Origin of the sequence: Oceanobacillus sp. Castelsardo (genome assembly GCF_001659985.1) — a bacterium.
Taxonomy (GTDB): Bacteria; Bacillota; Bacilli; order Bacillales; family Amphibacillaceae; genus Oceanobacillus.
In genome coordinates this window covers 1-26,910 of the sequence record NZ_LYCS01000012.1, presented here as the reverse complement: position 1 = coordinate 26,910, position 26,910 = coordinate 1, and the positions used below count along the sequence as shown (strand labels likewise).

Here is a 26,910-nt window from a genome sequence, read left to right as displayed (position 1 = left end):
ATTTGGATTAAGAAAGATAAAGGTTTTCCTTTATCTTTCTTATCCATCATTTAAATAAGGAGGTATTCTGATGCTAAAAGTAGCAATCATCGGATTAGGTGACATTTCTAAAATTCATATACCAGCTATACAAGATAGTGAAAAGGCAGAGTTGGTTGCGACATGTGATATTGATGAGTCATTGAAGGATACAGTTCCAGAGGTTCCTTTTTATACGGATTACGAAGAGATGCTAGAAAAGGAATCACTAGATTGTGTTCATATCTGTCTACCACATCACCTCCATTACCCTGCCACAAAAGCATGTGTGGAAAAGGGAGTGCACGTCATTCAAGAAAAACCTTTAGCTAGAAACGCCGAAGAAGGTATGTTTTTAACAGAGCTGGAGGAGAAATATAACGATGTAAAGATTTGTATCAGCTTTCAAAACCGGTTTAATGAGACTTTTATTAAACTTAAGGAGTTAGTTGATAGCGGAGAGTATGGAAAGGTAAAAGGTATCAAAGGATTGGTAACTTGGTTTAGACCAAAGTCGTATTATGATGAGAAACCATGGAGAGGAACATTTAGACAATCTGGTGGTGGGGTCATGATTAATCAGGCCATCCATACGCTAGACCTTATGCAACTAATTGGTGGCGAAATAGATACCATCCGGGGCTCTATTGATAATCTATTTGAATATGGATATGACGTAGAGGATACCGCTACAGCAAATATACAGTTCAACAATGGTGCAACTGGATTGTTTTTTGCAACGGTAACAAATGCTACGAACTCTTCTGTTGAATTTCAAGTACTCCTGGAAAAAGGAAAACTTACCATTAAAGACAGTATTCTTACAAAAACAAATGAAGAAGGTAAGAAAGAAAGGGTAATTGAAGATGAAAAATTACCTGGAAAGAAATTCTACTATGGTGCAAGTCACGATAAACTAATCAACCACTTTTATTCATGTATTGAAAATGATACAGATGATTATATACACGTAAAAGATGCCCAAACATCGATGGAAATGATTAGTGCGATTCGCAGATCATCGGAAATAAAACAAACGATTAAAATGGAGGTATACAAATGACAAAAGGCAAAATTGGCGTTCAAATGATGATGTTAAAGAACAAAGTAGAAGAAATTGGTGCATATGAAACAATGAAAAAGCTCCATGAACTTGGATTTGGTGCAGTAGAAGTATCACAAATTCCAATGACAGAAGAAAATGTTGCAGAATTAAAACGTGCAAGTGAAGACTTTGATATAAAAATTGCAGCACTTTCAGCAGGTTTAGAACCCATGTTACCAGGTGCACCAGGGGAAACATTATCAAACGACTTTGATAAGATTGTTAAGGATTGTAAGACATTAAACTGTAACTTTATCCGAATTGGTATGCTTCCATTAAATATTATGGGCGATAAAGACGAAATCATGGCATTCATCGAGAGAGCAGAAGCGATGGCTGAACGCTTAAAAGAGCACGGAATTGAATTATACTATCACACACATCATATCGAGTTCCAAAAATATGATGGAGAATTCCTACTTGATTTAATGAAAAACAACACGAAAACGTTAGGATTTGAATTAGATGTACACTGGATCCAAAGGGCTGGTGTAAATCCGGTTGAATTTGTAAAAGAATACAAAGGACGTATTTCTTTACTTCACCTCAAAGATTACCGAATCGGTCAATTGGATGTCCATGAAGATGATTTGAAAGATATGGCTAAATTCTTTACTAAATTTACAAATCTAATTGAGTTTGCTGAAGTAGGAGAAGGTAATTTAAATATTCCAGCTATTATGGAAGCGGGATTAGAAAGTGGAGCACAGTATTTCCTAATTGAGCAAGATGATACGTATGGAGTAGATCCATTTGATTGCTTAGAAACATCTGCGAAAAACTTAAGAGAATTAGGATACTCTGACTGGTTTTAATTTAAAATAAGAAATTAATTCGTAAATGGGAACTGGTGGGATTCGCTAGTTTCTATTTACATTATATAAAGGAGCGGATGATATTGGGTAAAAATGATGGAATGAATTATGCACCAAAAGGGAAGCCGAATCCAGTTGTGAAGGAAGGGGAATTCCAATTTGCTGCTGTGGCACTTGACCATGGACATATTTATGGAATGTGTAATGGTCTAGTAGAAGCAGGTGCAACGTTAAAATGGGTTTATGACCCTGATACACAAAAGGTAGAAGAATTTGTGGAGAAGTTTCCACAAGTTCAAGTTGCTGAAAGTTTAGAACAGGTTTTGAATGATGATGAGATTAAACTAGTTGCAGCAGCTGCTATTCCATCAGAGCGTAGTGCTTTAGGTAATAAAGTTATGGAAGCTGGAAAAGACTATTTCACGGATAAAACACCATTTACATCATTAGAGCAGTTGGAAGAGACAAAAAAGGTAGTCGAGCGAACCGGACAAAAATATATGGTTTATTTCAGTGAACGTCTACATGTTGAGGGAGCAGTGTTCGCTGGTCAGCTAATAAAAGATGGTGCAATTGGCAGAGTTATTCAAGTTACCGGATTCGGACCACATCGTTTAAATGCACCAAGTCGTCCAGACTGGTTCTTTAAAAAGGAACAATATGGTGGAATATTATGCGACATCGGTAGCCACCAAATCGAACAATTTTTATACTACACAGGAAATGAAGATGCCAAAGTACTACACAGTAAGGTAGGAAATTATAATAATCCAGAATACCCTGAGCTAGAGGATTATGGTGATGCAACCTTAGTTGGCGAAAATGGAGCAACATTTTACTTTAAAGTCGATTGGTTCACACCGGATGGCTTAAGTACTTGGGGAGATGGCCGTACATTTATTACAGGAACAGAAGGAACCATTGAAGTTCGTAAGTATGTCGATGTAGCAAGAGAAGAATCTGGAGATCACTTATATTTGGTAAACAAAGATGGCGAAAAGCATTATGATAATCTATCTGGTACAGTAGGATTTCCGTTCTTTGGCGAATTAATTAAAGATTGTATCCATCGTACAGAGAACGCGATGACACAAGAACACGCATTTAAAGCAGCGGAGTTATGCCTAAAAGCACAAGAAGAAGCAATCGTTGTTACAAAATAAAAAATGAAATAAACTGTCCTTATAACTAGGACAGTTTATTTTTATCCCGCATTAACTGGCTGTAAGACCCCCGCTTCAAGAATTCATAAGATAACAGGAATTGTAAGTGGGGGACTAACAGCCAGTAAAAGCCCGATTCGTTCAACTAACAATCAGTGGGGGATGAAGAACCCCCCCACTGATTGAAGTTTCACTTTATTAGAAAAGGTGGTTAATCTCGTGGAATTGTTCATTATACTCAAAGATATCATTCTACCAATATTTATCGTGATGGCCATTGGATATATACTACAGAAAAAGTTTAATATGGATATATCCACATTATCGAAATTAAATATTTACTTTGTTGTACCAGCTTTTATATTTGTTAAATTATATAGTACGAAAATATCCTTTTCTCTTTTCGGATACGTTTTCCTCTTTTTTATTTTATTGGTATTTATTTTGTTTATGATATCCATTGTAGTTGCGAAGTTCTTAAAACTAGATAAAAGTAAGAAAACTACCTTTTCCAATAGTGTTATCTTTTTTAACTCAGGTAATTATGGTGTTCCTGTAAATGATTTAGTTTTTAAAAGTGATCCATTCGCAGCGTCTATACAAGTTATTGTCCTTACGCTACAAAACATATTCACCTTCTCGTATGGTATTTTTTCAATGCAGTCCGTAGAAAAAGGCAAATGGAATGCTTTACTTGGCTATTTTAAAATGCCTGTTTTGTATGCGATGTTGGCTGGTGTTATTCTGAATGCATTCCATGTGGATATTCCATCATTTATCTGGCTACCAGCCAACTATATTGCAGATGCGATGATAGCACTAGCACTACTAACTCTTGGAGCTCAAGTAGCAAGAATACAATTTAGATCCGGATTATCCTCTGTTTATTCGAGTCTAATTGTTAGACTCATCATAAGTCCTGTTGTAGCACTGATTATTATATGGGTATTTCAGGTAGAAGGGGTTATTGCCCAAGCTTTATTTATCGCATCCGCCATGCCTACTTCTGTAAATAGTGCAGTAATAGCTCAGGAATATAAGAACCATCCGGAGTTTGCAGCTCAGGTTGTTTTGTTTTCGACTATACTTAGTGCTGCCACCGTATCATTGGTGATTTACTTTTCTGGCATACTATTTTAATACCACCATGATAACGGTTTCCCTTGACGTAAAAACATCTAAATGATATTCTTAAATTAATAATTTGTTTATTAAACAAATTAAAAGAATGACAAAATGTTTTTGATAAAGAAGACTCTAGTTTTACTTAATAAATGTGTTTTTTAAAATGTAATAGGGAACATTAGAAGTATATGTTGAAAAATTACTTTAAAGTGGAGAGTGGGCCTTTATGAGTATTCTCAGGGAACTAGTTCAAGATATTCCAGTACCTAGAATGGCTAGGGTGAAGCAAACGTTTGATGAATCAAATTTAGGTGACGTAGTAGGAACATTAAACCAAGAATTAGAGAATGTGAAAGATATGGTTAAACCAGGTGCTGAGATTGCCTTGGCGGTTGGTAGTAGAGGTACGGATGCTTTAGTTGATATTACGAAAGCTACTGTTCAATTTCTAAAAGATTTAGGCGCAAAGCCATTTATTGTTCCTAGTATGGGAAGTCATGGTGGTGCAACAGGGCCAGGGCAAAAGGCTGTATTAGAACATTTAGGAGTTACAGAAGAAAGTGTTGGTGCAGAAATTCGTTCTTCAATGGAAGTTATCAAAATTGGTGAACTTCCAAATGGATTACCAGTATACATTGATAAATATGCATCCCAAGCAGATGGGATTGTTGTGATTAACCGAGTGAAGCCACATACTGCTTTCCGTGGTAAAGTTGAAAGCGGAATTATGAAGATGATCAGTATTGGTTTAGGGAAACAAAAAGGGGCGGAAGCATGCCATCAACTAGGGTTTAAACATATGCATGTACACGTTCCTGAAATGGCAAAAATGACTATCGAGAAGATGCCTATCTTATTCGGTATTGCAACCGTGGAGAATGCTTTTGACAAAGTAGCTAAACTTGAAGTGATGCGAGCTAATGAAATTGAAGAAAAAGAGCCAGCTTTACAAGAATTAGCTAAAAAGTTATTGCCCAAAATATTTGTTGATCAAATTGATGTTCTTGTAATTGATCAAATTGGTAAGAACATTAGTGGAGATGGAATGGATCCGAATATAACAGGAAGATATCCAACACCATATGCACATGGTGGCCCCGATGTTACGAAAATGGTTGTGCTAGATTTAACGCCGCAAACCGAGGGAAATGCGAATGGGGTTGGTACAGCGGATTTCACGACTCAACGTGTTGTAGACAAGATGGACAGAGAGGCTACATACGCAAATGGATTGACATCTACTGTAGTCGGACCAACTCATATTTCTACAGCAATGCCAACAGATAAAGCGGCGATACAAGCTGCCATTAAGACATGTAATATTTTAGACTTTACAAAGGTGAAAATGGTCCGGATTCTGGACACATTACATGTTGGTGAGATAGAGGTATCAGAAACACTATTAGATTATGTAAAAGAACATCCTAATATGGAACAGGTTTCTGATTTGTATGAAATACCATTTAATGAAGATGGAAGTTTAAGATAAGGAACAAATGAGAGGAGCAACAAGGATGGAAAACTTATTTGATTTAACAGGAAAAGTAGCCGTAGCAATTGGTGGAAATAGTACACTAGGTGCTGCAATGGCAAAAGGTTTAGCAGAACAAGGTGCAAAAGTTGCTATTGTTGGACGTAACTTAGAAAAGGCAGAAGAAGTAACGAAAGAAATTGAGGCAAGTGGCGGAATTGCAAAGTCATTCCAAGCTGACGTCAGTGATATGGAAACAGTTAAAAAAGCTGCTGCAGAAATAGAAGATTGGGCAGGTGGCTGGGATATTGTTCTTAATGCGCCTGGTAAAAATAGTACAACACCTTTCTTTGAATTAGATCCAGAAGAATGGGATGACATTATGAATGTCAACCTAAAAGGTTTAGTATTTACGATTCAGTTATTCGCGAAAAAGATGGTTGAACAAAATCGTAAAGGAAGCATTATTAACGTTTCTTCTGCTTCATCCAATATTCCTTTATCTAAAGTATTCACGTATTCTGCATCTAAAGCAGGTGTGAATAACATAACTCAATTCTTAGCAAGAGAATTTGCTCCACATGGTATTCGTGTGAATGCTATTGTACCTGGATTCTTCCCAGCAGTACAAAACCGTAAGATCATGGACGAAGCAAGAATTGAATCAATTATGAACCACACTCCGATGAAACGTTTCGGTGAACCTGAAGAATTAAAAGGTGCTGCAATTTACCTAGCATCAGATAAAGCTTCTGGTTACGTTACAGGAAGTTTTCTACGTGTAGACGGTGGATATTTAAGCATGACAATATAAGAGGATGTTCAAAAAGTCCGGTAAAAATGACACTTCGACGTTTCTAGTTGGCTTGCTTTCCGCTCCTCATGTACCTTTTAATGTACATTCCGGTGCTCAAAGCTACGCCGCCTCGAACTTCTCGGTCCTTTTTATCCTCCTCTTTGAACGCGCACTATAATGATGAAAATAAAAAGGCTTTGGGGCATCTTGCTCGAGAGCCTTTTCTAAAGTAAAGGGATTTTTTTTGGAAGATAAGAGAGTACGAATGTTCAAGTTTTCAAAAAAAAGGAAGAGGTATATATGTCAAGAGAATTAGTGATTGGACTTGATATTGGAACAACAAGTGTGAAGGCAGTTATTTTTGACCAAAAAGGAAAGGTAATTGCTGAAGCGGAAGAAATGATAACGACGAATTATCCAAAATCAGATTGGGCAGAGCAGGACCCTAATGAAGTAGAATCTGCTTCCAGACAAGCGTTAAAAAGTGTGGTAGAGCTTTCCAACGCGAAAGAAGATGATCTCCTAACTTTAGGTATCTCCGCTGCGATGCATTCTCTCATTTGTGTAGATGAGAAGATGGAAGCTATGTCCCAAATGCTTATCTGGTCCGATAAGCGTAGTAATCACATAGCAGAGAGATTAGTGAAGACTGATGAAGGAGTGGAGATTTATGCGAAGACGGGTACGCCAATCCATCCGATGACACCACTACTTAAACTAATTTGGATGAAGGAAAATAACTTTGAAGCCTATGAAAATGCAACCTATTTCATGTCTATGAAAGAGTATTTATTACAGAAGTGGTTTGGCAAAAGAGTTATTGATTACTCCATGGCCACCGCAACAGGAATGTTTAATGTAAAGAATTTAGATTGGGAAGAAACAGCTTTAGAACTTGCTGGAGTAGAAAGAGAACAGCTTTCTACTATTGTCCCTCCAACAGAAATTTTAACAGGAATCGATTCTAGTATAGCTAAGGAAATCGGTCTTTCTCCTAATATGCCATTTGTCATCGGTTCTGCAGATGGTCAATTAGCTAACCTTGGAAGTGGTGCAATCAAACCGGGAGAAGTAAATATATCTGTAGGTACAAGTGGTGCGATTAGGCAATTTGTAAATGGTGCTCCAGTTAATGATAAGATGGAGACATTTACTTATGTATTTACCGAAGACATGTCTATCATTGGTGGTCCTACAAATAATGGTGGAGTTGCTTTGCAATGGTTTAAAGATTTATTGGAATATAAGGGAACTCATGATGAATTATTAGCAGGCGCAGAAAAAGTGGAAGTAGGTTCTGGCGGAATTGTATTTTTACCTTATGTAAATGGAGAGAGAGCACCATTATGGGATGGCCGAGCAAAAGGGAACTTCTTTGGCCTAAGTATTAATCATAAGAAAGAGCATCTAGCTCGTGCTGTGCTAGAAGGAATTGCCTTAAACATTTATCAAATCGGTAAATCCTTGGAGAAAATTGCAGGTGCACCGGAGAAAATAAGTGTAAATGGTGGATTAACCAAATCCAAACTTTGGGTACAGATTATGGCAGATATCTTTGGAAAGGAAATTTATCTTTCTGAAACCCATCATAATGCAGCTTGGGGAGCGGCTTGGACTGCATTGGTGGGAATTGGAAAGGCAGATTCATTTGAAGATATTAAAAGTAGTCTTCCAAAAGAAAGTAAAGTTGAACCGAATATGGAAAACCATGAATTATATGCTTCTATTTATAAAAAATATAGCAAGCTATTGGCTAATATAGAAGTATTATTCAATGAATAGAAAGTTTACATGAGCTATCTTCTTCTTTAGAAGAGCTCATTTTTTTGTGATTTGAATTATCCAGATGGCGCTATGCAGATTTTTCGTACTATCTTTTTTAAAACATAATTTAAAAAATCTCTTGACTAGTAAAGCGCTTCCAATTATTATATAGATTAATAGTTGGTTTGCCTATCAAACTAACTGTTGTTAGTAGAGATAGAAAGAATTTTTGAAATAGTTTTTTGAATTATTAGTATTGTAAGCGTTGTTATGGGTGGGGGGAGATAGGATAACGAGGACGAGCATAAAGGGGATAGAAAATTGTAAAATATAATGCTTAAGGGGGAAGTCTTATGTCGGCAAAAGTTATGGAAGGTAATCCAAAGTACAATAGTGCTAAAATGTGGCAGATTGCCTTTTTTGCTCTAAACAACACAGCTACTAATCTTTACATGTTTGCCATTGGTTTTGTGTCCTATTATGCAACGGGAGTAGCGGGGTTATCTGTTGTTGTAGTTAGTACGATATTGACAGCAATGCGCATTTTCGATGGGTTTACGGATCCGATCATTGGTTTTATCATTGACAAGACAGAGTCGAAGTTTGGGAAATTCCGACCAATGATGGTGATAGGTAATGTTATTTTAGCTAGTACCATGTTAATTATGTATAATGTTACACATCTATTACCTGAATCAATGCAATTTCTATTCTTTATAGCAATTTATGCGGTTTACATTATTGGATATACATTCCAAACAGCAGTTACAAAAGCAGCGCAGACGGTTTTAACAAATAATCCGAAGCAACGTCCACTTTTCTCTGTTTTTGATGCTTCTTATAATATTTTTGTTTTCACCGGTGGACAGGTATTTGTGGCATCTTATTTAGTAGGGAAACATGGGGACTTTACATTATCACTTTTCAAAGAATTAAATATGTATGCAATTATATTATCTGGAATTTTTACAATCTTAGCTATTATAGCAATCTGGGAGAAAGATCGTAAAGAATTCTTCGGACTAGCTGATCAAACAGTTGAAACAAGATTCCGTGATTATTGGCCGGTCTTAAAAGGAAATAGACCAATGCAAATGTTAGTAATTGCAGCCTCTACTGATAAATTGGCAAGTAGTATTGTAAGACAACCGGCTGTTCTAATCATGTTTTTTGGTATTATGTTAGGGGATTACGCATTAAGTGGGACAATTTCGATGATTACAATTATTCCGTCTCTGTTAATAACCTTTCTAGGGGTTGGGTACGCTAGAAAAGTTGGTTTGAAGAATTCCTTTGTAAAAGCTACTTGGATTGCCTTAATATCTTTTGCTATATTAGTTGTATTTCTATTAATAATTGAACCAACCGTTATTTCACTAAGCAATATCGGTATTGCAACCATTATTTTCCTTGTGCTTTATAGCCTCGGTATGGGACTAACTGGTTTAACTAATGCACTAGTTATCCCAATGATTGCTGACGTATCTGACTATGAAACATATAATACTGGGCGTTACGTACCAGGGATGATGGGCACTATTTTTTCATTTGTTGATAAGTTGATCTCATCACTGGCACCAGCCGTTGTAGGTTTCTTAGTTGCATTCATCGGTTATACAGACGAATTCCCACAATTAGGAGAATCATTAACTGTCTCGTTATTAGTCATGACGTTGATCCTGAAATTCGGTATCCCGATGCTTGGATGGATTGCTTCTATTATAGCTATGAAGTTTTATGCATTAGATAATAAGAAAATGGAAGAAATTCAAACTGCAATTGCAGATATAAAAGAAAATGCAAAAGACAATGAAATAAAGACGAGTTAATATAGGGCTAGAATCTATCTTTTATGATGGATTCTAGTCTTTTATATGGATGTATAGTTTGTCAGAAGTAAATTTAAAAGTTTATTAAAAAAGCGCTTGCATAATAAAGCGTTTTCATATAGTATAAGAGTACAAGTTAGTTTGTTTGACTAACAAAATAACTAAGCAGTAAATAGTTTCATTGTTTTATATAAATTTTATTACATTTTACTCAATTGGTAGCGTTTCCTATAAGCGGGTCAATTGTGGGGAGGAATATTTATGTCAACAGCAGTCGAAACAAATAAAGAATACAACAGAGCTAAATTATGGCAAATTGGTTTTTTCGCTCTAAATAACACAGCAACGAATCTTTATATGTTTATCCTGACATTTGTATCGTATTACGCAGCCGGAGTTGCTGGGCTAACTGTTGCTATAGTAAGTATGGTTTTAACATTTATGCGTGTATTTGATGGGATCACAGACCCAATTGTTGGTTTTCTTATCGATAAAACAGAAACAAAATTTGGTAAGTTTAGACCAATGATGATTATTGGTAATGTTATCTTAGCTACATCCGTTATTTTAATGTATAGCATTACACACACATTGCCACAACAATATCAATTAGTTTTCTTTATAATAACTTACGCGTTATATGTTATCGGCTATACGTTTCAAACAGCTGTTACAAAAGCGGCACAGACAGTACTAACAAATGATCCAAAACAACGTCCTGTATTCGCTGTATTTGATGGAATTTACAATACATTCGTCTTTACACTTGGACAAGTATTTGTAGCATCTTATCTAATTGCCAAACACGGAGATTTTAATATGGGATTGTTTGTTGAGTTAAATACAATTGCTATCGTTCTGGCTGGAATATTTACCATTCTAGCAGTTATCGGTATTGCTGGTAAGGATAGAAAAGAATTTTTCGGTTTAGCTGACTCAACAGTAAATACAAGATTCCGTGATTACTGGCCTATTCTAAAAGGAAATAAACCTTTGCAACTTTTAATTACAGCGGTTACAGCAGATAAACTAGCATTTACACTATTAAGACAATCTGTGGTAATCGTGATGGTATTTGGAATCTTAATGGGAAACTATGCACTTAGTGGTACGATTTCTATGATAACTGTACTGCCAATCTTATTAATAACTTTTCTAGCGGTTGCAGTTGCTAGAAAAAAAGGAATGAGAAAATCCTTTGTACAAGCAACATGGGTAGCATTTCTATCATTAGCAGGTCTAGTAGCATTATTCTTAATTGTAGATCCAGCTTCCATGTCTGGCGGAGTAAGTGTTGGCATTGTAGCCTTTACAATTTTATATACATTAGCAATGGGATTCGGCCAAATTCCATCTACCTTAGTTAACCCAATGATTGCTGATATTTCTGACTATGAAACGTATAAATCAGGCCGTTATGTACCAGGCATGATAGGAACTCTCTTCTCTTTTATTGATAAATTAATTACATCTTTAGCACCAGCTATTGTTGGTTTCGGTGTTGCACTAATCGGATTTAAAGATGCGTTCCCGACAGTAAACGATGCTTTAACTACACCATTATTCGGAATGACACTGTTATTAGCATTTGGTTTACCAGCATTAATGCTGATCGTTTCACTTGTATGTATGAAATTCTATAGACTAGATGATAAGAAAATGGAAGAAATTCAAATTGAATTAGCACGCTTAAAAGCAGAAGGAAAAATAGAAGATACTGATATGAAAACGGAAATGGAAGCAATTTAATAGTTAACGGCAATCAATGTAGCGGATTACATTGATTGCCGTATTTTTATGGGGAAAAAGGAAAAACTAGGGTACATTTTAACCTACGACGAGTCCTTTTATATTTAATTGGTATAATCTATTCAGGAAATTGAATAATTAAAAAAATGCTTGCATAATGAAACGTTTTCATATACTATAAGGGTACAAGTTAGTTTGTTTGATGAACAAAATAACTACTGAAAATAATTACACAAGTTTAAAGCGAATTTACTACATTTTATAGTAAATACCAGGGATTTACTCTCTATATATTAATTGGAACTCTATCTACTTAATAAATGTTGTGAAATGAAGGTGCTTTCATAAATTATTAAGTTGTAAGAATTTAGTTTGTATGTCTAACAAATTAATGTAACTAAACTATTAAATTATCACCATGGAGGGATTTGAAATGAACCAGAGTGCACTCAAAACATCTGATCCGTTGACAAACGAACCAAAATCATCTGTACGCCCATTTGGTATGCGAGATAAAGTCGGTTATTTATTAGGTGATTTTGGAAACGATTTCTCGTTTATTCTAGTAAGTACATTCTTAATGGTATTCTATACCGATGTCTTCGGTATTAGTGCCGCGGCGGTAGGTACGCTATTCTTGGTTGCTCGTTTTTGGGATGCGATTACAGACGTTTTATGGGGGCGTTTTATCGACTCTAGAAAGAATACACCAATGGGTAAATTTAGACCATGGATTTTTAGAATGTCATTGCCACTTGTTATATCCAGTGCTTTAATGTTTGTTCATATTCCTGGAATGTCAAATGGATTTTATTTGGCTTATGCATATGTGACCTATATCTTATGGGGAATGCTTTACACCACAGTAAATATTCCATATGGATCCATGGCTGCGGTTATCTCTGGTGATTCAACGGATCGTGCATCACTTTCTGGATGGAGAACAATGGGTGGTACAGCAGCGGGCTTGGTCATTAGTGCAGGAGCACCACTGATTGTATTCGTAGATAATGAACTTTCCGCAAGTCGTATGCTTACGATGGCAATTGTATTTAGTATTTTAGCAATTTCATGCTATATGGGATGTGTAAGGTTATCAACAGAACGTATTCAACACCCAGTAAAGGAATCTGGTGAGAAACTTAACTTTGCCAAAACAGCAAAGGGACTTGTTAAAAACGTTCCGCTAATAACACTACTAATTGCATCACTATTATTCTTAATGACTATGATGCTTGTAATGTCTATTAACGTGTATCTATTCAAAGACTTTTTCGGTAGTGCAACCGCTTTAAGTTTGTTTAGTTTAATTCAAAGTGGAATCGTATTTCTTTCCATGCCTGCATTAACACCGCTTGTTAAGCGCTTTGGTAAAAAAGAACTTGGTTCAGCTGGAACACTACTTGCAGCAATCAGTTATTTATCACTATATTTAATCCCGAACATATCATTACCAGTATTTTTAGTTATTAATGCAGTTGGTCTACTTGGATTTGGATTTTTTAACTTGATTATTTGGGCCTTTGTTACAGATGCGATTGACTATCAAGAATATCTAACTGGTTCACGTGAAGATGGAACCGTATATGCAATTTATTCATTCGCGCGAAAATTGGGACAAGCATTCGCTGGTGGGCTTACAGGGTATGCTCTAACGTTTGTAGGATATAATTCTGGAGCTGCAACACAAGTAGCGGAAGTGAAGGATGGGATTTATACAATAGCAACACTCGTACCAGCAATTGGATACTTTGTTATCTTCCTAGTTCTCGTATTTGCTTATCCATTAAACAAAAAACGTACAAAACAGCTTGAAATAGATTTGGCAGAAAAGAGAGAAGCAGCGAAATAAGAAAGTATGATGTTTTTAGAAGAGTCCTCACTTAGGAGGCCACTGAAAAAGTCCAAAAAAGATATGATTCCCAAATTTATGATGGGAATCATATCTTTTTTTAGTTACAATAAAAGTATCAAGTATAAGTGGGTGGCTATAATGATTCAAAAATAAGAGTCGATGATATTGAGTCCATACTCGGAAATCTATGATCTAGTTGTGCCAAAGGATAATTTCTTACGAAGACTTAATGAATTAGTGGACTTTTCTTTTGTATACGATGAATTAAATGATAAATACTGTCATACGAACGGTCGGAATGCGATTGATCCAATTCGTATGTTTAAATATTTACTTCTTAAAACCATCTTTGATTTATCAGATGTAGATATTGTCGAACGTTCTAAATATGATATGTCTTTTAAATATTTTCTTGGGATGGCTCCGGAAGCCCCGGTTATTGAGCCAAGTTCGCTAACCAAATTTCGTAAATTACGATTAAAAGATGTAAATCTATTAGATATGTTAATCAATAAAACGATGGAGATTGCCATTGAAAAAGAAGTTATAAAAAGTAATTCTATCATTGTGGACGCCACCCATACAAAAGCCCGTTATAATCAAAAATCACCAAAGGAAATATTGAGGGATCGCTCCAAGAAACTTCGGAAATCGGTTTATGAGATTGATGAATCCATGAAGAAAAAATTCCCATCCAAATCGACAACGAATGAGTTGGAAGATGAGATTGAATACTGTCAAAAACTTATGAATGTGATTGAAAATGAAGAAACAATTTCTGAATATCCGAAAGTCAAAGAGAAGTTGAACCTATTAAAAGAAACCGTAAGCGACCACATTGAACATTTACGAATTTCCGAGGATGAAGATGCGAAAATTGGCCACAAAACAAGGGATACATCCTTTTTGGGTTATAAAACATATATAGCGATGAGTGAAGAAAGAATTATCACGGCAGCTACAGTTACAACTGGTGAAAAGAATGATGGGAAACAATTAGAAACACTGATTGAGAAAAGTATGGAAGCTGGTATGGACGTAAAGACAGTAATTGGAGATGCAGCTTATTCAGAGAAGGGAAATATTGAATACACGAGGAAAAATGAAATGGATTTAGTAGCCAAATTAAATCCAGTAACACAAGGTACTCGTACGAAAGAAGATGAATTTGAATTTAATAAAGATGCTGGAATGTACGTCTGTAAAGCTGGTCATATGGCGATACGGAAAGCACGTCAAGGAAAAAAAGGGGTCTCTAAGAACCAAACAGATACCTATTATTTTGATGTGGAAAAATGTAAAGTTTGTCCGTTTAGGGAAGGCTGCTATAAACCAGGAGCTAAAAGCAAAACCTATTCTGTTAGTATCAAATCAGAAGAACATAGTGAGCAGGCAAAATTCCAAGAAACGGATTATTTCAAAGAAAAATCCAAAGAACGCTATAAAATTGAAGCGAAAAATAGTGAATTAAAACATAGACACGGGTATGATGTTTCAAAATCCTCGGGTCTCATTGGCATGGAAATGCAAGGAGCCATGGCAATATTCACTGTAAATCTAAAACGAATATTGAAACTAATAGGTTAAAAATAAGCAATGAAGAATACATAAATCCATAAAAAGACGACTCTAAATTTTAAAAAAGAATTAGAGTCGTCTTTTTCCATAACAAATCTTTAGTTTCACTGAAAAATCATAAGATTTTCAGTGGCCTCCTCACTTAGTGGGGGCTTTTTTAAGCTATACCAGAAGATTATAATTTATGACGTAGTAGAAGAGTATTGATAGGAGGGGAAAGATGGATCAGGCTCAGAAAGAAATAGAATTGTATGATAGCAACAATACTATTAGGTCAGTGAGGCCATTTGGGCTAATGGACAAGGTCGGTTATTTATTAGGAGATTTTGGTGGCAGTTTATTTTTTATATTGGTAAATTCCTACTTAATGGTTTATTACACAGATATCCTCCATATTAGTGCTGCAACAGTTGGCATCTTATTTTTGGTTGCAAATATATGGAATGCCTTTGCCGATGTACTATGGGGCCGTTTTATTGACTCAAGAAGAAATAAAAAACATGGTACATTCATCCTTTGGATATTCCGCATGTCTTTTCCACTTGTTATTGTAGGTATGCTTATGTTTGTTATGATACCTGGAATGCCGGATGGATTTTATGTTGCATGGGCGGTTGCCATGTATATTCTATGGGGTACTTTGTATTCTACCGTGAATATACCTTACGGGTCGATGGCATCCGTCATAACGAATGACCCAGTAGAACGTACGTCACTATCCACTTGGAGAACAATGGGCTCCTCCTTGGCGGCTTTAATCATAAGTGTTGGCGGGCCTCTTATTCTATTCGACAACAATATAGCGAGTGCCGATCGTTTTTTATTGACTGCGGTAATGTTCGGGTTCTTGTCCTTAGCAAGCATTATAGTGTGTGTTAAATTATCAACGGAACGAATTATTGTACCAAAAATGGAAAAGAAAAAGGGAGATTTCAAAAGAACTGCAAGAGGTCTTGTTAAAAATAAATCTCTCATTTGGATGTTAGTTGTTTCCCTCATTTTTATGGCAACTATGTTGATGATAGGTGTTGTAAATGTTTATTTATTTAAAGATTACTTTGGAACAACCATTGCTTTAAGTATGTTTGGATTTATTCAAACTGCTACCGTATTTATTGTGGTTCCGATTATTAATCAGGCCGTGACTAGGTTTGGCAAAAAGGAAATAGGTTCAGTTGGATTGCTAATTGCGGGTGTTACCTATTTATTTTTATATCTTTTACCAGATGTTTCCGTTCCCTTATTTATATTGCTAACAGCGGTAGGTATGTTAGGAATAAACTTATTCAATATTATCACTTGGGCATTTGTTACAGATGTTACGGATTATCATGAATATATTACTGGGAAAAGGGAAGATGGAACGGTTTATTCGATTTATTCCTTTTCTCGAAAAATCGGTCAAGCACTGGCCGGTGGACTTGCTGGTATTGCAATAACTGCAGTAGGGTACGATGCAACAAGGGGAACACAGTCACAGGATGTACTTGATGGCATATATTCACTAGCCACTTTGGCACCTGGGATAATGTTTTTATTGGGATTTTTAGCTCTAGCGATTTTTTATCCATTAAATAAAAAACGTACGAACCAACTTGCCGATGATCTTGCCAAAAATAGAAGGGAGAATAAATAACTGTTAAGGGTTATAATGCAACATTAAAATAGACAAAACGAAAGACGTTGAATAGAAAAGCGTCTTTGTATGTTAGACTGCAACTATTGTAAGGTATACATTAGTTGCAGTTTTTTTATTCCCTTTCCCTATACTGTGTAGGAGTAAGTCCAGTTTGTTTCTTAAATACTCTTGAAAAGTATGAGGAATCTTCATATCCAACTAACCAAGCCACTTCATCAATGGGAAGCTTTTCTGTCTTAAGGAGATATTTCGCTTTATTTATTCGTAGCATTTGTTGATATCCTGTAATTGTCATTCCGGTTTCCTGTTTGAATTTCCGTGATAAGTGACTCGGATGAGTATAGGTGATACCTGAAAGTTCCTCGTTGTGCAGTGCTTGATTGAAAAAAGCGATTAGATGTTCAATCACCTTACGTACTTCCTTTGAGTATCCTTGAAGTGAATTGTTCTTTATTAGATCAGCATAATCACTAATCAGTCTATCGTATAGTTGATATAACTTTGTTAATTGGTTTGTTTCTTCAATCTTATAGGCAAACTTTTCGGAGATACGGTGGATTAAAATAGGTGGTACATTTTTATTTTTTGCAGCCGTACGTAATAATGTATTTAATACAATAGCAAGATTTTTCACTCGTAATAATGGTTGATTAGGAAACCTTTCATCAAGGCCCATAAAAACATTATTGGTATGACTTATGTTTAACGCCTTCTCTTTATCCCCTGTTTCAACAGCGTGAATGATATCATCTTCAACTTTGTATCGTAATGAAATTTTTTTCGCGTCTTCATCTTCCGTATAATGTGTCTTCCGTGTTACTTCTTCTTTATCAGGGTTAATAATCACTGGTGTAGTATCTTTATCCATCATATGTTCGAAGTTTATAAGAATACTTGAAAAGCTATTTACCTTTTTAAACGTTAGTACTTGCATTTGATTACAAACATTTCTTAAGGTTTCACCTTCATTACTTGTTAATTTATAATCCTTTATTAACTTATAGTAATTCGGAGTTACACTGAAATATGGACCAATAATAATGGAGTAAATGTCATTTTGTTTGAATCGATATCCTAAATATTGTAATCCCCATTGGTTTGTATAGGAGTGTAGTTTTCCAGTAACCATACTTTTATATAGATGTTTCATGTCTTTTTCGTTGGACCCAGGCATAAAAGGTGGAATGGTAAAGTTCTCATGGTGCAAAATAAAGTCTTCTTCAGAATTAATTACATACGTATTGAGGTTTGTAATATAATAGATTTTCATTGCACCCGAAATAATCGCAGTTGTTTCGTACATACTTATCCTCCTATGTCCAACTAAAAATAGAGATTTCAACTAGTCTCCTTTATTATTATAATTAAGTTAGTATGGGGAATCAAAATGTATTGAATTAAAATGTTATTATCAAATATAGAAAGGGGTAGTTTGTATGAACAAGATAGTGAAATTGAATGATAGTGACTATGATGAAATATTTTCTTTATCTCAATTCGCTTTCCAATATGAATTAACAGAAGAGGAATTGCAAAAGAAAAAAGAGGAAGCGGAAAGGCATATGATTTGGGGAATAAAAGATCAAGAAAAAGTCTCAGCAAAGCTTCATCTCATTCCGTTGACGGTAAATATAAACGGAGCCTCCGTAGAAATGGGAGGAATTAGCTCTGTCGCTACATGGCCAGAATATCGTAGAAAAGGGATGGTGAAGGATTTACTTTTCCATGCTCTACAAAAGATGAGAGAAAATGGGCAATTGGTATCCTATCTCCATCCATTTTCTGTTCCCTTTTACCGGAAGTATGGATGGGAAATGGCCTTTGCTAAAATGAAGTATGAGATACCGATGGAAAATATTAAAAAGAATTGGGATGGAAGTGGATATGTAAAAAGGGCAGAATCAGATATTTCTATTTTTAATACGGTTTATCATACATATATGGATCAATTTAATGGTTCGCTTATACGGGATGAAAAGTGGTGGGAACAACGCGTGTGGAAGCATAAGCCATTAAAAGTAGTAGCTTATAATAATGAACATAAACCAGATGGATATCTCATTTTTTCTGTAAAGGATAGGATATTTAAAGTGGATGAGCTCGCTTATTGTTCTTTGAATGGGTTGAAAATCCTACTTCAATTTATGGCTAATCATGATTCCATGGCAGATCAAATACACATAGATGTTCCTGAAAGTGATAATTTACCAGTTCTACTTGATGAACCAAGGTTTGGTCAGAAAGTATCTCCTTATTTTATGGCAAGAATTGTAGATGTGAATTCATTTCTGAAGCAATATGTAAGTCAACTTCAACTAAAAGGTGTTTCGTTACAGCTTCATGTCCAAGATGATTTTATACCAGATAATTCGGGTACATATTACCTTAAGGAAGTAAATGGTAAAATGGATGTAACCCAAGAAAAGGGGATAAAAGAAAACAAAGGCAATATAGGTATTAGTTGCAACATCCAACAACTTACTACCATGTTCTTTGGATATAAACGACCAATGGAACTATATAACTTAGGATTAGTGGATGGAAATGAAAGGGATCTCCACACACTTGAAGGATTAATTCCAAGCAAACAAACCTATTTTCCTGATTTCTTTTAAATGTAGATTAGAATAAGAAAGGCAATGTATTCTTAGGTTCTATCGAATTAGATGGGCCCTATTGGTTAAGCTAAATTGGAAGGTTTAAATTTTTAAAGGAACTTTTTTGTGTAAGAATATGCTTCTAATCAAAAGTGGTAGCATTTTTATTTCTAATTGTGAGTGGTATAATAACTTCTATAAGAAGGAGGGAAGATTGTGGAAATTATTTATTTTGGTATTTTGCTTTGCTCTATTGCATTTTTTATAGCTGCTATATATATTTCCATAACCTTAAAACGGTTAGCTAATGTTACAAGCTCACTTGGGGAAACATTGAGAGATGTAGAGAAACAATTTGAATATATAACCCCACAGTTAACAAAGACCATTCAGGAAGTACATACAACCATTGATGAGATTTCTGAAGACATGAAAGTGACAGATAGTGTATTTGAAACCGTTGAGAATGTAGGTAATTCTATTAATAGTATCAATGATACATATAAAGTGTATAAAGACAAAATAACTGACGAAAAAATTAAAAAACAGCTGCGCCCAACAGTTGAAGCAATTAAATGGGGAGAAGCAGCTATGCAAGTTATTAAGAAGTGGAAAAGGGTAAATTAGTTATGGGAAGGAATGTGATTGAACGATGACACTAGTAGGAATCGGAGTAATTATAATTGGCGTAGCTTTGTTAGTTCTATCTATATTTATAGGACATGCATTGAATAATTTGGCTAATGTACTAAAAGGTGTGGACCAAACAGTAGAGCAACTTCCGAAACAAATGGATGATATTATGAAGAAAACAGGGGATATGATTAGTGAAAGTAATAATACATTAGTGGATGTTAATGATAAATTAAAACAATTAAGTCCACTGTTTTATGTAGTTGGTGATGTTGGAAATGTAACAAGAAAGTTCACATCATCTGTTGCGAATGTTACGGACACGATGAAGTCGAAAACGGAAGGTGCCCGAGACGTAGCAGAAAAGAATAAAATTGGTGGTTTATATGGAACATTTGCACTTGCTTATTACTGGTACAAGAAACGTAATGAATTGAAAAAGGAAGAGGGAACTAAATTTGATGAACAATAAAACAGGACTGTCAATAGTCCTAGGATTCGCAAGTGGACTTACAGCTGCTTTATTGGAAAGAAAAAGTTATAAAAACCTTCTCCGTTCTAATCGTATAAAGGATAGAATCAAAGCATTGGATCGGAAGCTTTATTTAGAAGGTAAAAAACGAGCTGATTTTTTAGATGATATAAAGCGGGATATGGATCGTAAGAATTAAAAAATAGGATGGCCCAAAATGGGTCATCCTATTTTCTCTTAAAAAGTAAAAATGTGAGTGCGATTAAGGCGTAAAAGCCTTCCAATCCTTTTGCTGTTGAAATGGATTTGGCAGTTTCTGTTTGGTTGTTAATAGCGTTAACTTTACTAACGATGGAAGAACTAAGTTTATTGGTTGCCTGACCAACATCTCCAATAATATTAAACAAAGGATTGAGTTTTTTTACTTGCGTGTTGATTTCATTTAATGTGTTGATTCCTGCTCCAATGGCATTGGTTGTTTGGGAAGTGATATCATTTACCTGATTTGGCAACGTATCTGTTGTTTTTTGTAAACTACTAAAAATCCCTGCTAATTTAAAAAGTGGCTTAATTAATACGACTGCTAATAGTAATAGTGCCACGCCTACCACTAGAACACCTATTCCTAGCCAAAGCATACGATAACCCCTTTCTACTATTTCATTTTTTCATTATATATTGTGCTATATTTTAGACTTTGCAATTACTATAATAGCATACCATATAATTTGTCATAAACATTTATCTTGTCCCATAAAATAAAATAATTTAAGTTAAGGGGCGAGAAAGATGAAACGAATGGTAAAAGTTGGTTTTTGGTTATTAGGATTAGCTTTATTAGTATTTCTCATTCAATTTCCAATGAATAAGAGCCTAGATGTAGCTAAATTTTCATTACCACTATCAGGGAAAACCATTGTACTTGATCCAGGGCATGGTGGGCCTGATGGAGGTGCTGTTGGTAAAGATGGAACAACAGAAGAGGCAATCACTTTATCGGTTTCAAAGAAACTAAGTACCTATCTACAAGAGGCTGGTGCAACTGTATATTTAACAAGAGAAGAGGACAAAGATTTAGCTAGTGAGGAAACGAAGGGGCTTTCTCGTAGAAAATCAGAAGATATTCGTAATCGCTTGAATTTTATCCAAGCTCACAAGGCAGATTTTTTTCTTAGTATTCATTTAAATGCATTGTCCTCAACGAAATGGAGAGGTGCACAAACCTTTTATTATCCGAGTAATGATGAAAATAAACATTTAGCTAAAATGATTCAAGCAGAAATTATTCGTAATTTAGAAAATACAAATCGTGAAGCCCTTGCTAAAACAGAAATGTATCTATTGAAACATGCGGAAGTCCCTGGCGCGTTAGTGGAAATAGGATTTTTATCAAATGTAGATGAAAGAGAGTTATTAAAACAAGAGGATTATCAGGATAAAATGGCGGCAAGTATTTACGAGGGAATTTTACGTTATACTACTGAGGAAATAGAGGAAGAAGATAATGATTGAAAGGGGATTCACATTTCTTAGGTTTTCCCGAATCTATGTTATACTTATTCTAGATGGTTTAATATGCATAAAATAAGGGATGGTGAGTTCTTTGCTAACAAATGAAGAAGTAATTAAACTACTTAGCCAGGTAAAAGATCCATTTTTACATAAAACTTTAGAAGAAACAGATGGAATAATTAATGTCAACATTAAAGAGGATAAAAAGCATATTAGTGTTAAAGTTGGTATTTCTAAATTAAATACCGGTGAGCAAATGCAAATGCAACAGGAAATTGTCGGTATATTAAAGAGAAATGGTGCAAACACGGTAGGCTTGCGCTTTGAACAATTACCTGATGAAATTATTAAAAAGTATCAGCCAGCTGTTGACCAAGCTAAAGAAGCCTCTTTAATGGGCGGTAACTCAAATACAAAATTTGTTGCGGTTGCTAGTGGAAAAGGTGGAGTCGGGAAATCTACTGTTACGGTTAACTTAGCCGTTTCTTTAGCGCGCTTGGGAAAAAAAGTTGGAATTATAGATGCGGATATATATGGATTTAGCGTTCCGGATATGATGGGGATCGAGAAGCGTCCAGTTGTTCGTGGCAAGAAGATTATTCCTGTTGAACGTTTCGGTGTAAAGGTCATTTCTATGGGATTTTTTGTAGAAGACAATTCTCCTATTATTTGGCGTGGACCTATGTTAGGGAAAATGCTAAATAGCTTCTTTTCTGAAGTGGAATGGGGAGATTTAGACTATTTACTTCTTGACCTTCCACCAGGGACAGGGGATATTGCAATGGATGTTCATGAACTTCTTCCGACATGTAAAGAAGTGATTGTTACAACACCACATCCAACAGCTGCATTTGTAGCGGCCCGTGCTGGACAAATGGCAATGAAAACGAACCATGAAATTCTTGGCGTAGTCGAAAATATGTCTTATTTCGTAAGCAAGAAAACAGGGGAAAAAGAACATGTTTTCGGACAAGGCGGCGGTGACAAGTTAGCCGAAGTGCTTGAAACAAAAGTACTTGGTCGCTTGCAATTACAGCAACCTTATATGGATGAAGAAGAATTTTCTCCTGGGGTGTATCAGGAAGATCACCCTAATGGAAAGGAATACCATAAAATGGCAGCTAAAATTATTGCTAAAATTGAGGAATAAAGAACAAAGATCATCAGATTCCATAACTTTCTAAATAATGGTTAAAGAGGGCGTATTTCTGACGTCCTCTTTAACCATTTTCATAAATTTTATCCGCCTCCATTACCGCCCCCACCTTGTTGGCCACTACCTTCTTTCTCACTTCCGCCGCCTTCTTGATTACCACTACTATTGCCAGAAGAGTTTTCTCCACCTTGACCTTTAGCTTGTTCTTCAGCTGCTTTTAACAATATCTCTTGTATTTTTGCTTGGAAGGTGGGGGTTTCTATAGTTTTTTGAATACTTTCTTCCAAATGAGCACTAAATTCTTGACTCTTTAAAACGGTCAAAAAATGTGCCATCATTTGTGGATCTTTTAATAAATCAATCATTTGCTGTTTATATTCGGAATCATTCATTAAGTTTTTTTGTAAATCCTTTTGAGGTTTTTCCATTGATTTAGCATAAGCTTCCGCAAATTTCGGATCTTCAAACATCTCTTGCCACATCTTTTTTCCTTCGTCTGAAACAAGTGTTTCATTAATGGCCTTTTTTACCTCATCTGAGTTGATGACAAATTCCTTCTTTAATTTTTCATCAGATAATGTATCGGTAAGTGCCTTTTTTCCTTCTTCCGTTTGTAATATATCTATAACCATTTTTTTGGTTTGATCATAATCACTATCGTTAGCGGAAGCATTACCTCCACCACCACAAGCGGCTAAAACTAAGAGGCAAAATCCTATAATTGTCACATATATGAAGCGATACATTAGGAATCCTCCTTCCGTATATTATTAATATGGTTTCAAAAATATAAACTATACGTACTATAAAAGTAAAACTTCGATTAGTTATTTCGTTTTAAAAACCTTACCGACATAATAAGTCAAGATGAAGGAAAAAAATGCGTTTTCATGTTAAACTACGCATAATATATACTATTGCGTACAATCAGGAGGATTATGATATTGAAGACTCGGTATTTGGTGAATTTCCTATTTAAAACAGCTATAATAGGTGGAATTGCTGGACTAATCATTAGTTTTTACGTTCAATATGATGTTTATATATCGTATTTAAGTCCGTTTAATTATTGGGAAATAATTGGATTATTTACTTTTAATATTGGTCTAGGCTTAACATTTAGTGTACTTAGTATGACAGGTTTCTTTGCTTATTTATTCGTTCATCGGTATGGAATTAGTTTATTTCGCTCGTTTTGGCCTACGGTTCAACTACTGTTAATCGCATTTGTTCTATTCGACCTAGTGTATTTTCCTTATCAAGCAACAAAAGGTGAGGTTTCTATTCGTTGGTATGTCCTAATGGTAATTATATTATTTGTTTATAGTTGGTTTGTTGCAAAAAGGAAAGCAAAAGAAACAAAGCAAAATGCATTTATACCAGCACTATTCTTTATGATCGTGATGACTGCAGTAGAGTGGGTTCCGGGTCTTCAAGCAGAAGGAACGGAATATGCATGGTTAATGATTGCACCATTATTAGCGTGCAATACTTACCAAATACTAGCCTTACATCGCATGAATCAAAAATCAAGTGAGACTACTTCTAAAAAGAATATGTCATCTTCAAATAATAAAACAGCATCACATAGTAAAGCATAAAAAAAACCACCAGTACTGGTGGTTTTTTACTCATTCTACTATTTTTGAATCTGCGTGTGCTTGATTAATTAATTCCGTCATTGATACAAAATGATATCCTTTGTTTGTAAGTCCTGGTAATATCGTATCTAATGCTTCAGCAGTTTGTTTTACGGAATCTGATGCATGAAGAAGGATGATGTCCCCGTTTTTAGTTACTTTCATTACGCTGTCCACAATAGTTTGTGTTCCTGGATTTTCCCAGTCATTTGGATTAACATTCCAATGGATAACTTGATAACTCATGTCTTCAGCCAGTTTAAGAATATCTTTATTAAATTTCCCACTAGGTGGTCTTAAAAGCTTAACATCTTCGTATCCGAGCTTATTAAAAATTTCTTCCGCTTTAATTAAATCTCGTCTAACCTGCTCTATATCTTGATCTAAATAACTCTTATAACGGTAACCCAGCATACCAATTTCATGTTTTTCTTCAGCTATTTTGTCTAATATAGTTGGATGACGTTCTGCCCATTCCCCGCTAACAAAAAATGTAGCTTGAATGTTATTTTGATTGAGCTTTTCTAAAATATCATGTACTTTTTCTTCCCCCCAACTAATATTAAAGGTTAATGCGATATTCGGCTCATCGGCATTTCCTTTGCTTATGGCTGCTGATTCCTTTGACGAAATAACGGAAAAACTTCCATTTTCGTTAGCCCATAATATAATAGCTGTAAAAAACGCAAGTATAGCAATAAATCCCCATCGTTTTAAACGACCGAATTTCCAAACGTGAAAATGATTCATTATAATTCCCCCAAATTAACTTTATCCCTTATTAGATTCTATGAGGAGAAAATATAAAATATGAACAAGCCCTTCTAGTTGAAATTGAATAACCTAAAAAAATTAAAAAATTAGGATGAATATTATAGGAAAACGGGAATAGTAAGTGAAGGGTACTTGGGAAGATAATATTTAAAAGTTATATTATAGAGGTGAAATAATTGTTAGGCTTATTAATAAATAATATGGAAAAAAAGGAAATGGAGTACATGGTTAAAAGAGAATTAGAAGAATTACTTATTGATCTTGAAGATACTAGAATAGATAATAGTGTAAAAGCTGCAATGAAAGATAGGTATTATCTTTTATTTCAATTACTACGTCGTTTAGGGAACGAAAAAGATTGTATAAAGTATATGCCGAAAGTATCAAGAAAATAGTAAGGAGAATTGTGTGTCCAAATTAGAATATTTTTTCTTCTATATTTCCTATTGAATCTATTAATTTCATGTGATATAGTAATTTTTGTCGCCACAGAAGAGCGAAGGAACATTTGTGATTCATTCGAAAAACGTGTTGACAAAAGAAATGCAGTATGATAAATTAATATTTGTCGTTAAAAAACGACATGAATTGCTCTTTGAAAACTGAATTAAACAACCAGTATGTCAAGAAAAAAGAAACTTGTTTTTCTTTTAAAAATAGAGGTATTTAACCTCTGAAAAGCTAAGAACTTCAAATTGATTGGTGTCAATTTGAACAAACTTTTTTGGAGAGTTTGATCTTGGCTCAGGACGAACGCTGGCGGCGTGCCTAATACATGCAAGTCGAGCGCTGGAAGCTACTTTCATCCCTTCGGGGATGAAAGTAGTGGAAAGAGCGGCGGACGGGTGAGTAACACGTGGGCAACCTACCTGTAAGACTGGGATAACTCGCGGAAACGTGAGCTAATACCGGATAACACTTTTTATTGCATAATAAGAAGTTTAAAAGGCGGCGTAAGCTGTCACTTACAGATGGGCCCGCGGCGCATTAGCTAGTTGGTGGGGTAAAGGCCTACCAAGGCGACGATGCGTAGCCGACCTGAGAGGGTGATCGGCCACACTGGGACTGAGACACGGCCCAGACTCCTACGGGAGGCAGCAGTAGGGAATCTTCCGCAATGGACGAAAGTCTGACGGAGCAACGCCGCGTGAGTGAAGAAGGTTTTCGGATCGTAAAACTCTGTTGTTAGGGAAGAACAAGTATGATAGTAACTGATCAT

Annotated in this window: 24 protein-coding genes and 1 rRNA gene; 21 read left to right on the top strand and 4 right to left on the bottom strand. The window is 35.4% G+C overall.

Annotation, left to right across the window (positions count from 1 at the left end):
* Window positions 1-70: 70 nt before the first annotated feature.
* From A9178_RS15965 to A9178_RS15910, 12 genes are all read left to right on the top strand, one after another.
* The gene (locus A9178_RS15965; protein WP_068677076.1) at window positions 71-1,081 is read left to right on the top strand and encodes a Gfo/Idh/MocA family protein; all 1,011 of its coding nucleotides are present in this window, start codon (window positions 71-73) and stop codon (window positions 1,079-1,081) included.
* Complete coding sequence (locus tag A9178_RS15960) at window positions 1,078-1,938, top strand: sugar phosphate isomerase/epimerase family protein (protein ID WP_068677074.1); 861 nt, start codon at window positions 1,078-1,080, stop codon at window positions 1,936-1,938. Before A9178_RS15965 ends, A9178_RS15960 begins: the two co-directional genes overlap by 4 nt.
* A gap of 83 nt (window positions 1,939-2,021) precedes the next feature.
* Window positions 2,022-3,101: a Gfo/Idh/MocA family protein gene (locus A9178_RS15955; RefSeq protein ID WP_156520789.1), complete on the top strand. Its 1,080-nt coding sequence runs from the start codon at window positions 2,022-2,024 to the stop codon at window positions 3,099-3,101.
* A 219-nt stretch (window positions 3,102-3,320) separates the two neighbouring features.
* Window positions 3,321-4,241 carry an AEC family transporter gene (locus A9178_RS15950; RefSeq protein ID WP_255376729.1) on the top strand — a complete coding sequence of 307 codons (921 nt, stop codon included), beginning with the start codon at window positions 3,321-3,323 and terminating at the stop codon, window positions 4,239-4,241.
* A 211-nt stretch (window positions 4,242-4,452) separates the two neighbouring features.
* Window positions 4,453-5,715: a nickel pincer cofactor-dependent isomerase, group 22 gene (locus tag A9178_RS15945; RefSeq protein ID WP_068677070.1), complete on the top strand. Its 1,263-nt coding sequence runs from the start codon at window positions 4,453-4,455 to the stop codon at window positions 5,713-5,715.
* A 25-nt stretch (window positions 5,716-5,740) separates the two neighbouring features.
* A complete protein-coding gene (locus tag A9178_RS15940; protein WP_068677069.1) occupies window positions 5,741-6,511 on the top strand; it encodes an SDR family oxidoreductase in 771 nt (256 codons plus the stop codon).
* 282 nt (window positions 6,512-6,793) lie between these two features.
* Window positions 6,794-8,275: a gluconokinase gene (locus A9178_RS15935; protein ID WP_068677067.1), complete on the top strand. Its 1,482-nt coding sequence runs from the start codon at window positions 6,794-6,796 to the stop codon at window positions 8,273-8,275.
* A gap of 335 nt (window positions 8,276-8,610) precedes the next feature.
* Complete coding sequence (locus tag A9178_RS15930) at window positions 8,611-10,086, top strand: MFS transporter (RefSeq protein ID WP_231889870.1); 1,476 nt, start codon at window positions 8,611-8,613, stop codon at window positions 10,084-10,086.
* Between the two features lie 261 nt (window positions 10,087-10,347).
* The gene (locus tag A9178_RS15925; protein ID WP_068677065.1) at window positions 10,348-11,835 is read left to right on the top strand and encodes an MFS transporter; all 1,488 of its coding nucleotides are present in this window, start codon (window positions 10,348-10,350) and stop codon (window positions 11,833-11,835) included.
* Between the two features lie 433 nt (window positions 11,836-12,268).
* Window positions 12,269-13,687, top strand: a complete 1,419-nt coding sequence (locus A9178_RS15920; protein WP_068677063.1) for an MFS transporter — start codon at window positions 12,269-12,271, stop codon at window positions 13,685-13,687.
* Window positions 13,688-13,849: 162 nt separating this feature from the next.
* A complete protein-coding gene (locus A9178_RS15915) occupies window positions 13,850-15,277 on the top strand; it encodes an IS1182 family transposase (RefSeq protein ID WP_068677061.1) in 1,428 nt (475 codons plus the stop codon).
* A gap of 211 nt (window positions 15,278-15,488) precedes the next feature.
* Window positions 15,489-16,904 carry an MFS transporter gene (locus A9178_RS15910; protein WP_068677057.1) on the top strand — a complete coding sequence of 472 codons (1,416 nt, stop codon included), beginning with the start codon at window positions 15,489-15,491 and terminating at the stop codon, window positions 16,902-16,904.
* A 115-nt stretch (window positions 16,905-17,019) separates the two neighbouring features.
* On the opposite strand, the gene A9178_RS15905 is transcribed toward A9178_RS15910, so the two are convergent.
* The gene (locus A9178_RS15905) at window positions 17,020-18,210 is read right to left on the bottom strand and encodes an AraC family transcriptional regulator (RefSeq protein WP_068677056.1); all 1,191 of its coding nucleotides are present in this window, start codon (window positions 18,208-18,210) and stop codon (window positions 17,020-17,022) included.
* Between the two features lie 133 nt (window positions 18,211-18,343).
* Here A9178_RS15905 and A9178_RS15900 point away from each other — a divergent pair, with 133 nt between their 5' ends.
* From A9178_RS15900 to A9178_RS15885, 4 genes are all read left to right on the top strand, one after another.
* Window positions 18,344-19,522 carry a GNAT family N-acetyltransferase gene (locus tag A9178_RS15900; RefSeq protein ID WP_068677053.1) on the top strand — a complete coding sequence of 393 codons (1,179 nt, stop codon included), beginning with the start codon at window positions 18,344-18,346 and terminating at the stop codon, window positions 19,520-19,522.
* A gap of 198 nt (window positions 19,523-19,720) precedes the next feature.
* Window positions 19,721-20,131 carry a DUF948 domain-containing protein gene (locus A9178_RS15895; RefSeq protein WP_068677052.1) on the top strand — a complete coding sequence of 137 codons (411 nt, stop codon included), beginning with the start codon at window positions 19,721-19,723 and terminating at the stop codon, window positions 20,129-20,131.
* Window positions 20,132-20,156: 25 nt separating this feature from the next.
* Window positions 20,157-20,609, top strand: coding sequence for a DUF948 domain-containing protein (locus A9178_RS15890; protein ID WP_068677051.1), 453 nt, complete (start codon window positions 20,157-20,159; stop codon window positions 20,607-20,609).
* A complete protein-coding gene (locus A9178_RS15885; RefSeq protein ID WP_197482210.1) occupies window positions 20,599-20,808 on the top strand; it encodes a hypothetical protein in 210 nt (69 codons plus the stop codon). The genes A9178_RS15890 and A9178_RS15885 overlap by 11 nt, the downstream gene beginning before the upstream one ends.
* A 28-nt stretch (window positions 20,809-20,836) precedes the next feature.
* On the opposite strand, the gene A9178_RS15880 is transcribed toward A9178_RS15885, so the two are convergent.
* Window positions 20,837-21,247 carry a DUF948 domain-containing protein gene (locus A9178_RS15880; RefSeq protein ID WP_068677049.1) on the bottom strand — a complete coding sequence of 137 codons (411 nt, stop codon included), beginning with the start codon at window positions 21,245-21,247 and terminating at the stop codon, window positions 20,837-20,839.
* Window positions 21,248-21,398: 151 nt separating this feature from the next.
* Here A9178_RS15880 and cwlD point away from each other — a divergent pair, with 151 nt between their 5' ends.
* Window positions 21,399-22,121 carry an N-acetylmuramoyl-L-alanine amidase CwlD gene (cwlD, locus tag A9178_RS15875; protein WP_068677048.1) on the top strand — a complete coding sequence of 241 codons (723 nt, stop codon included), beginning with the start codon at window positions 21,399-21,401 and terminating at the stop codon, window positions 22,119-22,121.
* Window positions 22,122-22,212: 91 nt separating this feature from the next.
* Window positions 22,213-23,271, top strand: coding sequence for an Mrp/NBP35 family ATP-binding protein (locus A9178_RS15870; RefSeq protein ID WP_068677047.1), 1,059 nt, complete (start codon window positions 22,213-22,215; stop codon window positions 23,269-23,271).
* 89 nt (window positions 23,272-23,360) lie between these two features.
* Here the strand turns inward: A9178_RS15870 and gerD are convergent, their stop codons facing one another.
* Window positions 23,361-24,023 (bottom strand): spore germination lipoprotein GerD, encoded by a 663-nt coding sequence (gene gerD / locus A9178_RS15865; RefSeq protein WP_068677046.1) that lies wholly within the window; start codon window positions 24,021-24,023, stop codon window positions 23,361-23,363.
* A 198-nt stretch (window positions 24,024-24,221) separates the two neighbouring features.
* On the opposite strand from gerD, the gene A9178_RS15860 reads away from it, so the two are divergent.
* Window positions 24,222-24,878 (top strand): KinB-signaling pathway activation protein, encoded by a 657-nt coding sequence (locus tag A9178_RS15860; RefSeq protein ID WP_082918238.1) that lies wholly within the window; start codon window positions 24,222-24,224, stop codon window positions 24,876-24,878.
* A 30-nt stretch (window positions 24,879-24,908) separates the two neighbouring features.
* On the opposite strand, the gene pdaB is transcribed toward A9178_RS15860, so the two are convergent.
* Window positions 24,909-25,667, bottom strand: coding sequence for a polysaccharide deacetylase family sporulation protein PdaB (gene pdaB / locus A9178_RS15855; RefSeq protein ID WP_068677042.1), 759 nt, complete (start codon window positions 25,665-25,667; stop codon window positions 24,909-24,911).
* 200 nt (window positions 25,668-25,867) lie between these two features.
* Here pdaB and A9178_RS15850 point away from each other — a divergent pair, with 200 nt between their 5' ends.
* Both A9178_RS15850 and A9178_RS15845 read left to right on the top strand, forming a co-directional pair.
* Window positions 25,868-26,086, top strand: coding sequence for a hypothetical protein (locus A9178_RS15850; RefSeq protein WP_068677040.1), 219 nt, complete (start codon window positions 25,868-25,870; stop codon window positions 26,084-26,086).
* A gap of 326 nt (window positions 26,087-26,412) precedes the next feature.
* A 16S ribosomal RNA gene (locus A9178_RS15845) occupies window positions 26,413-26,910 on the top strand; the annotation flags it as partial.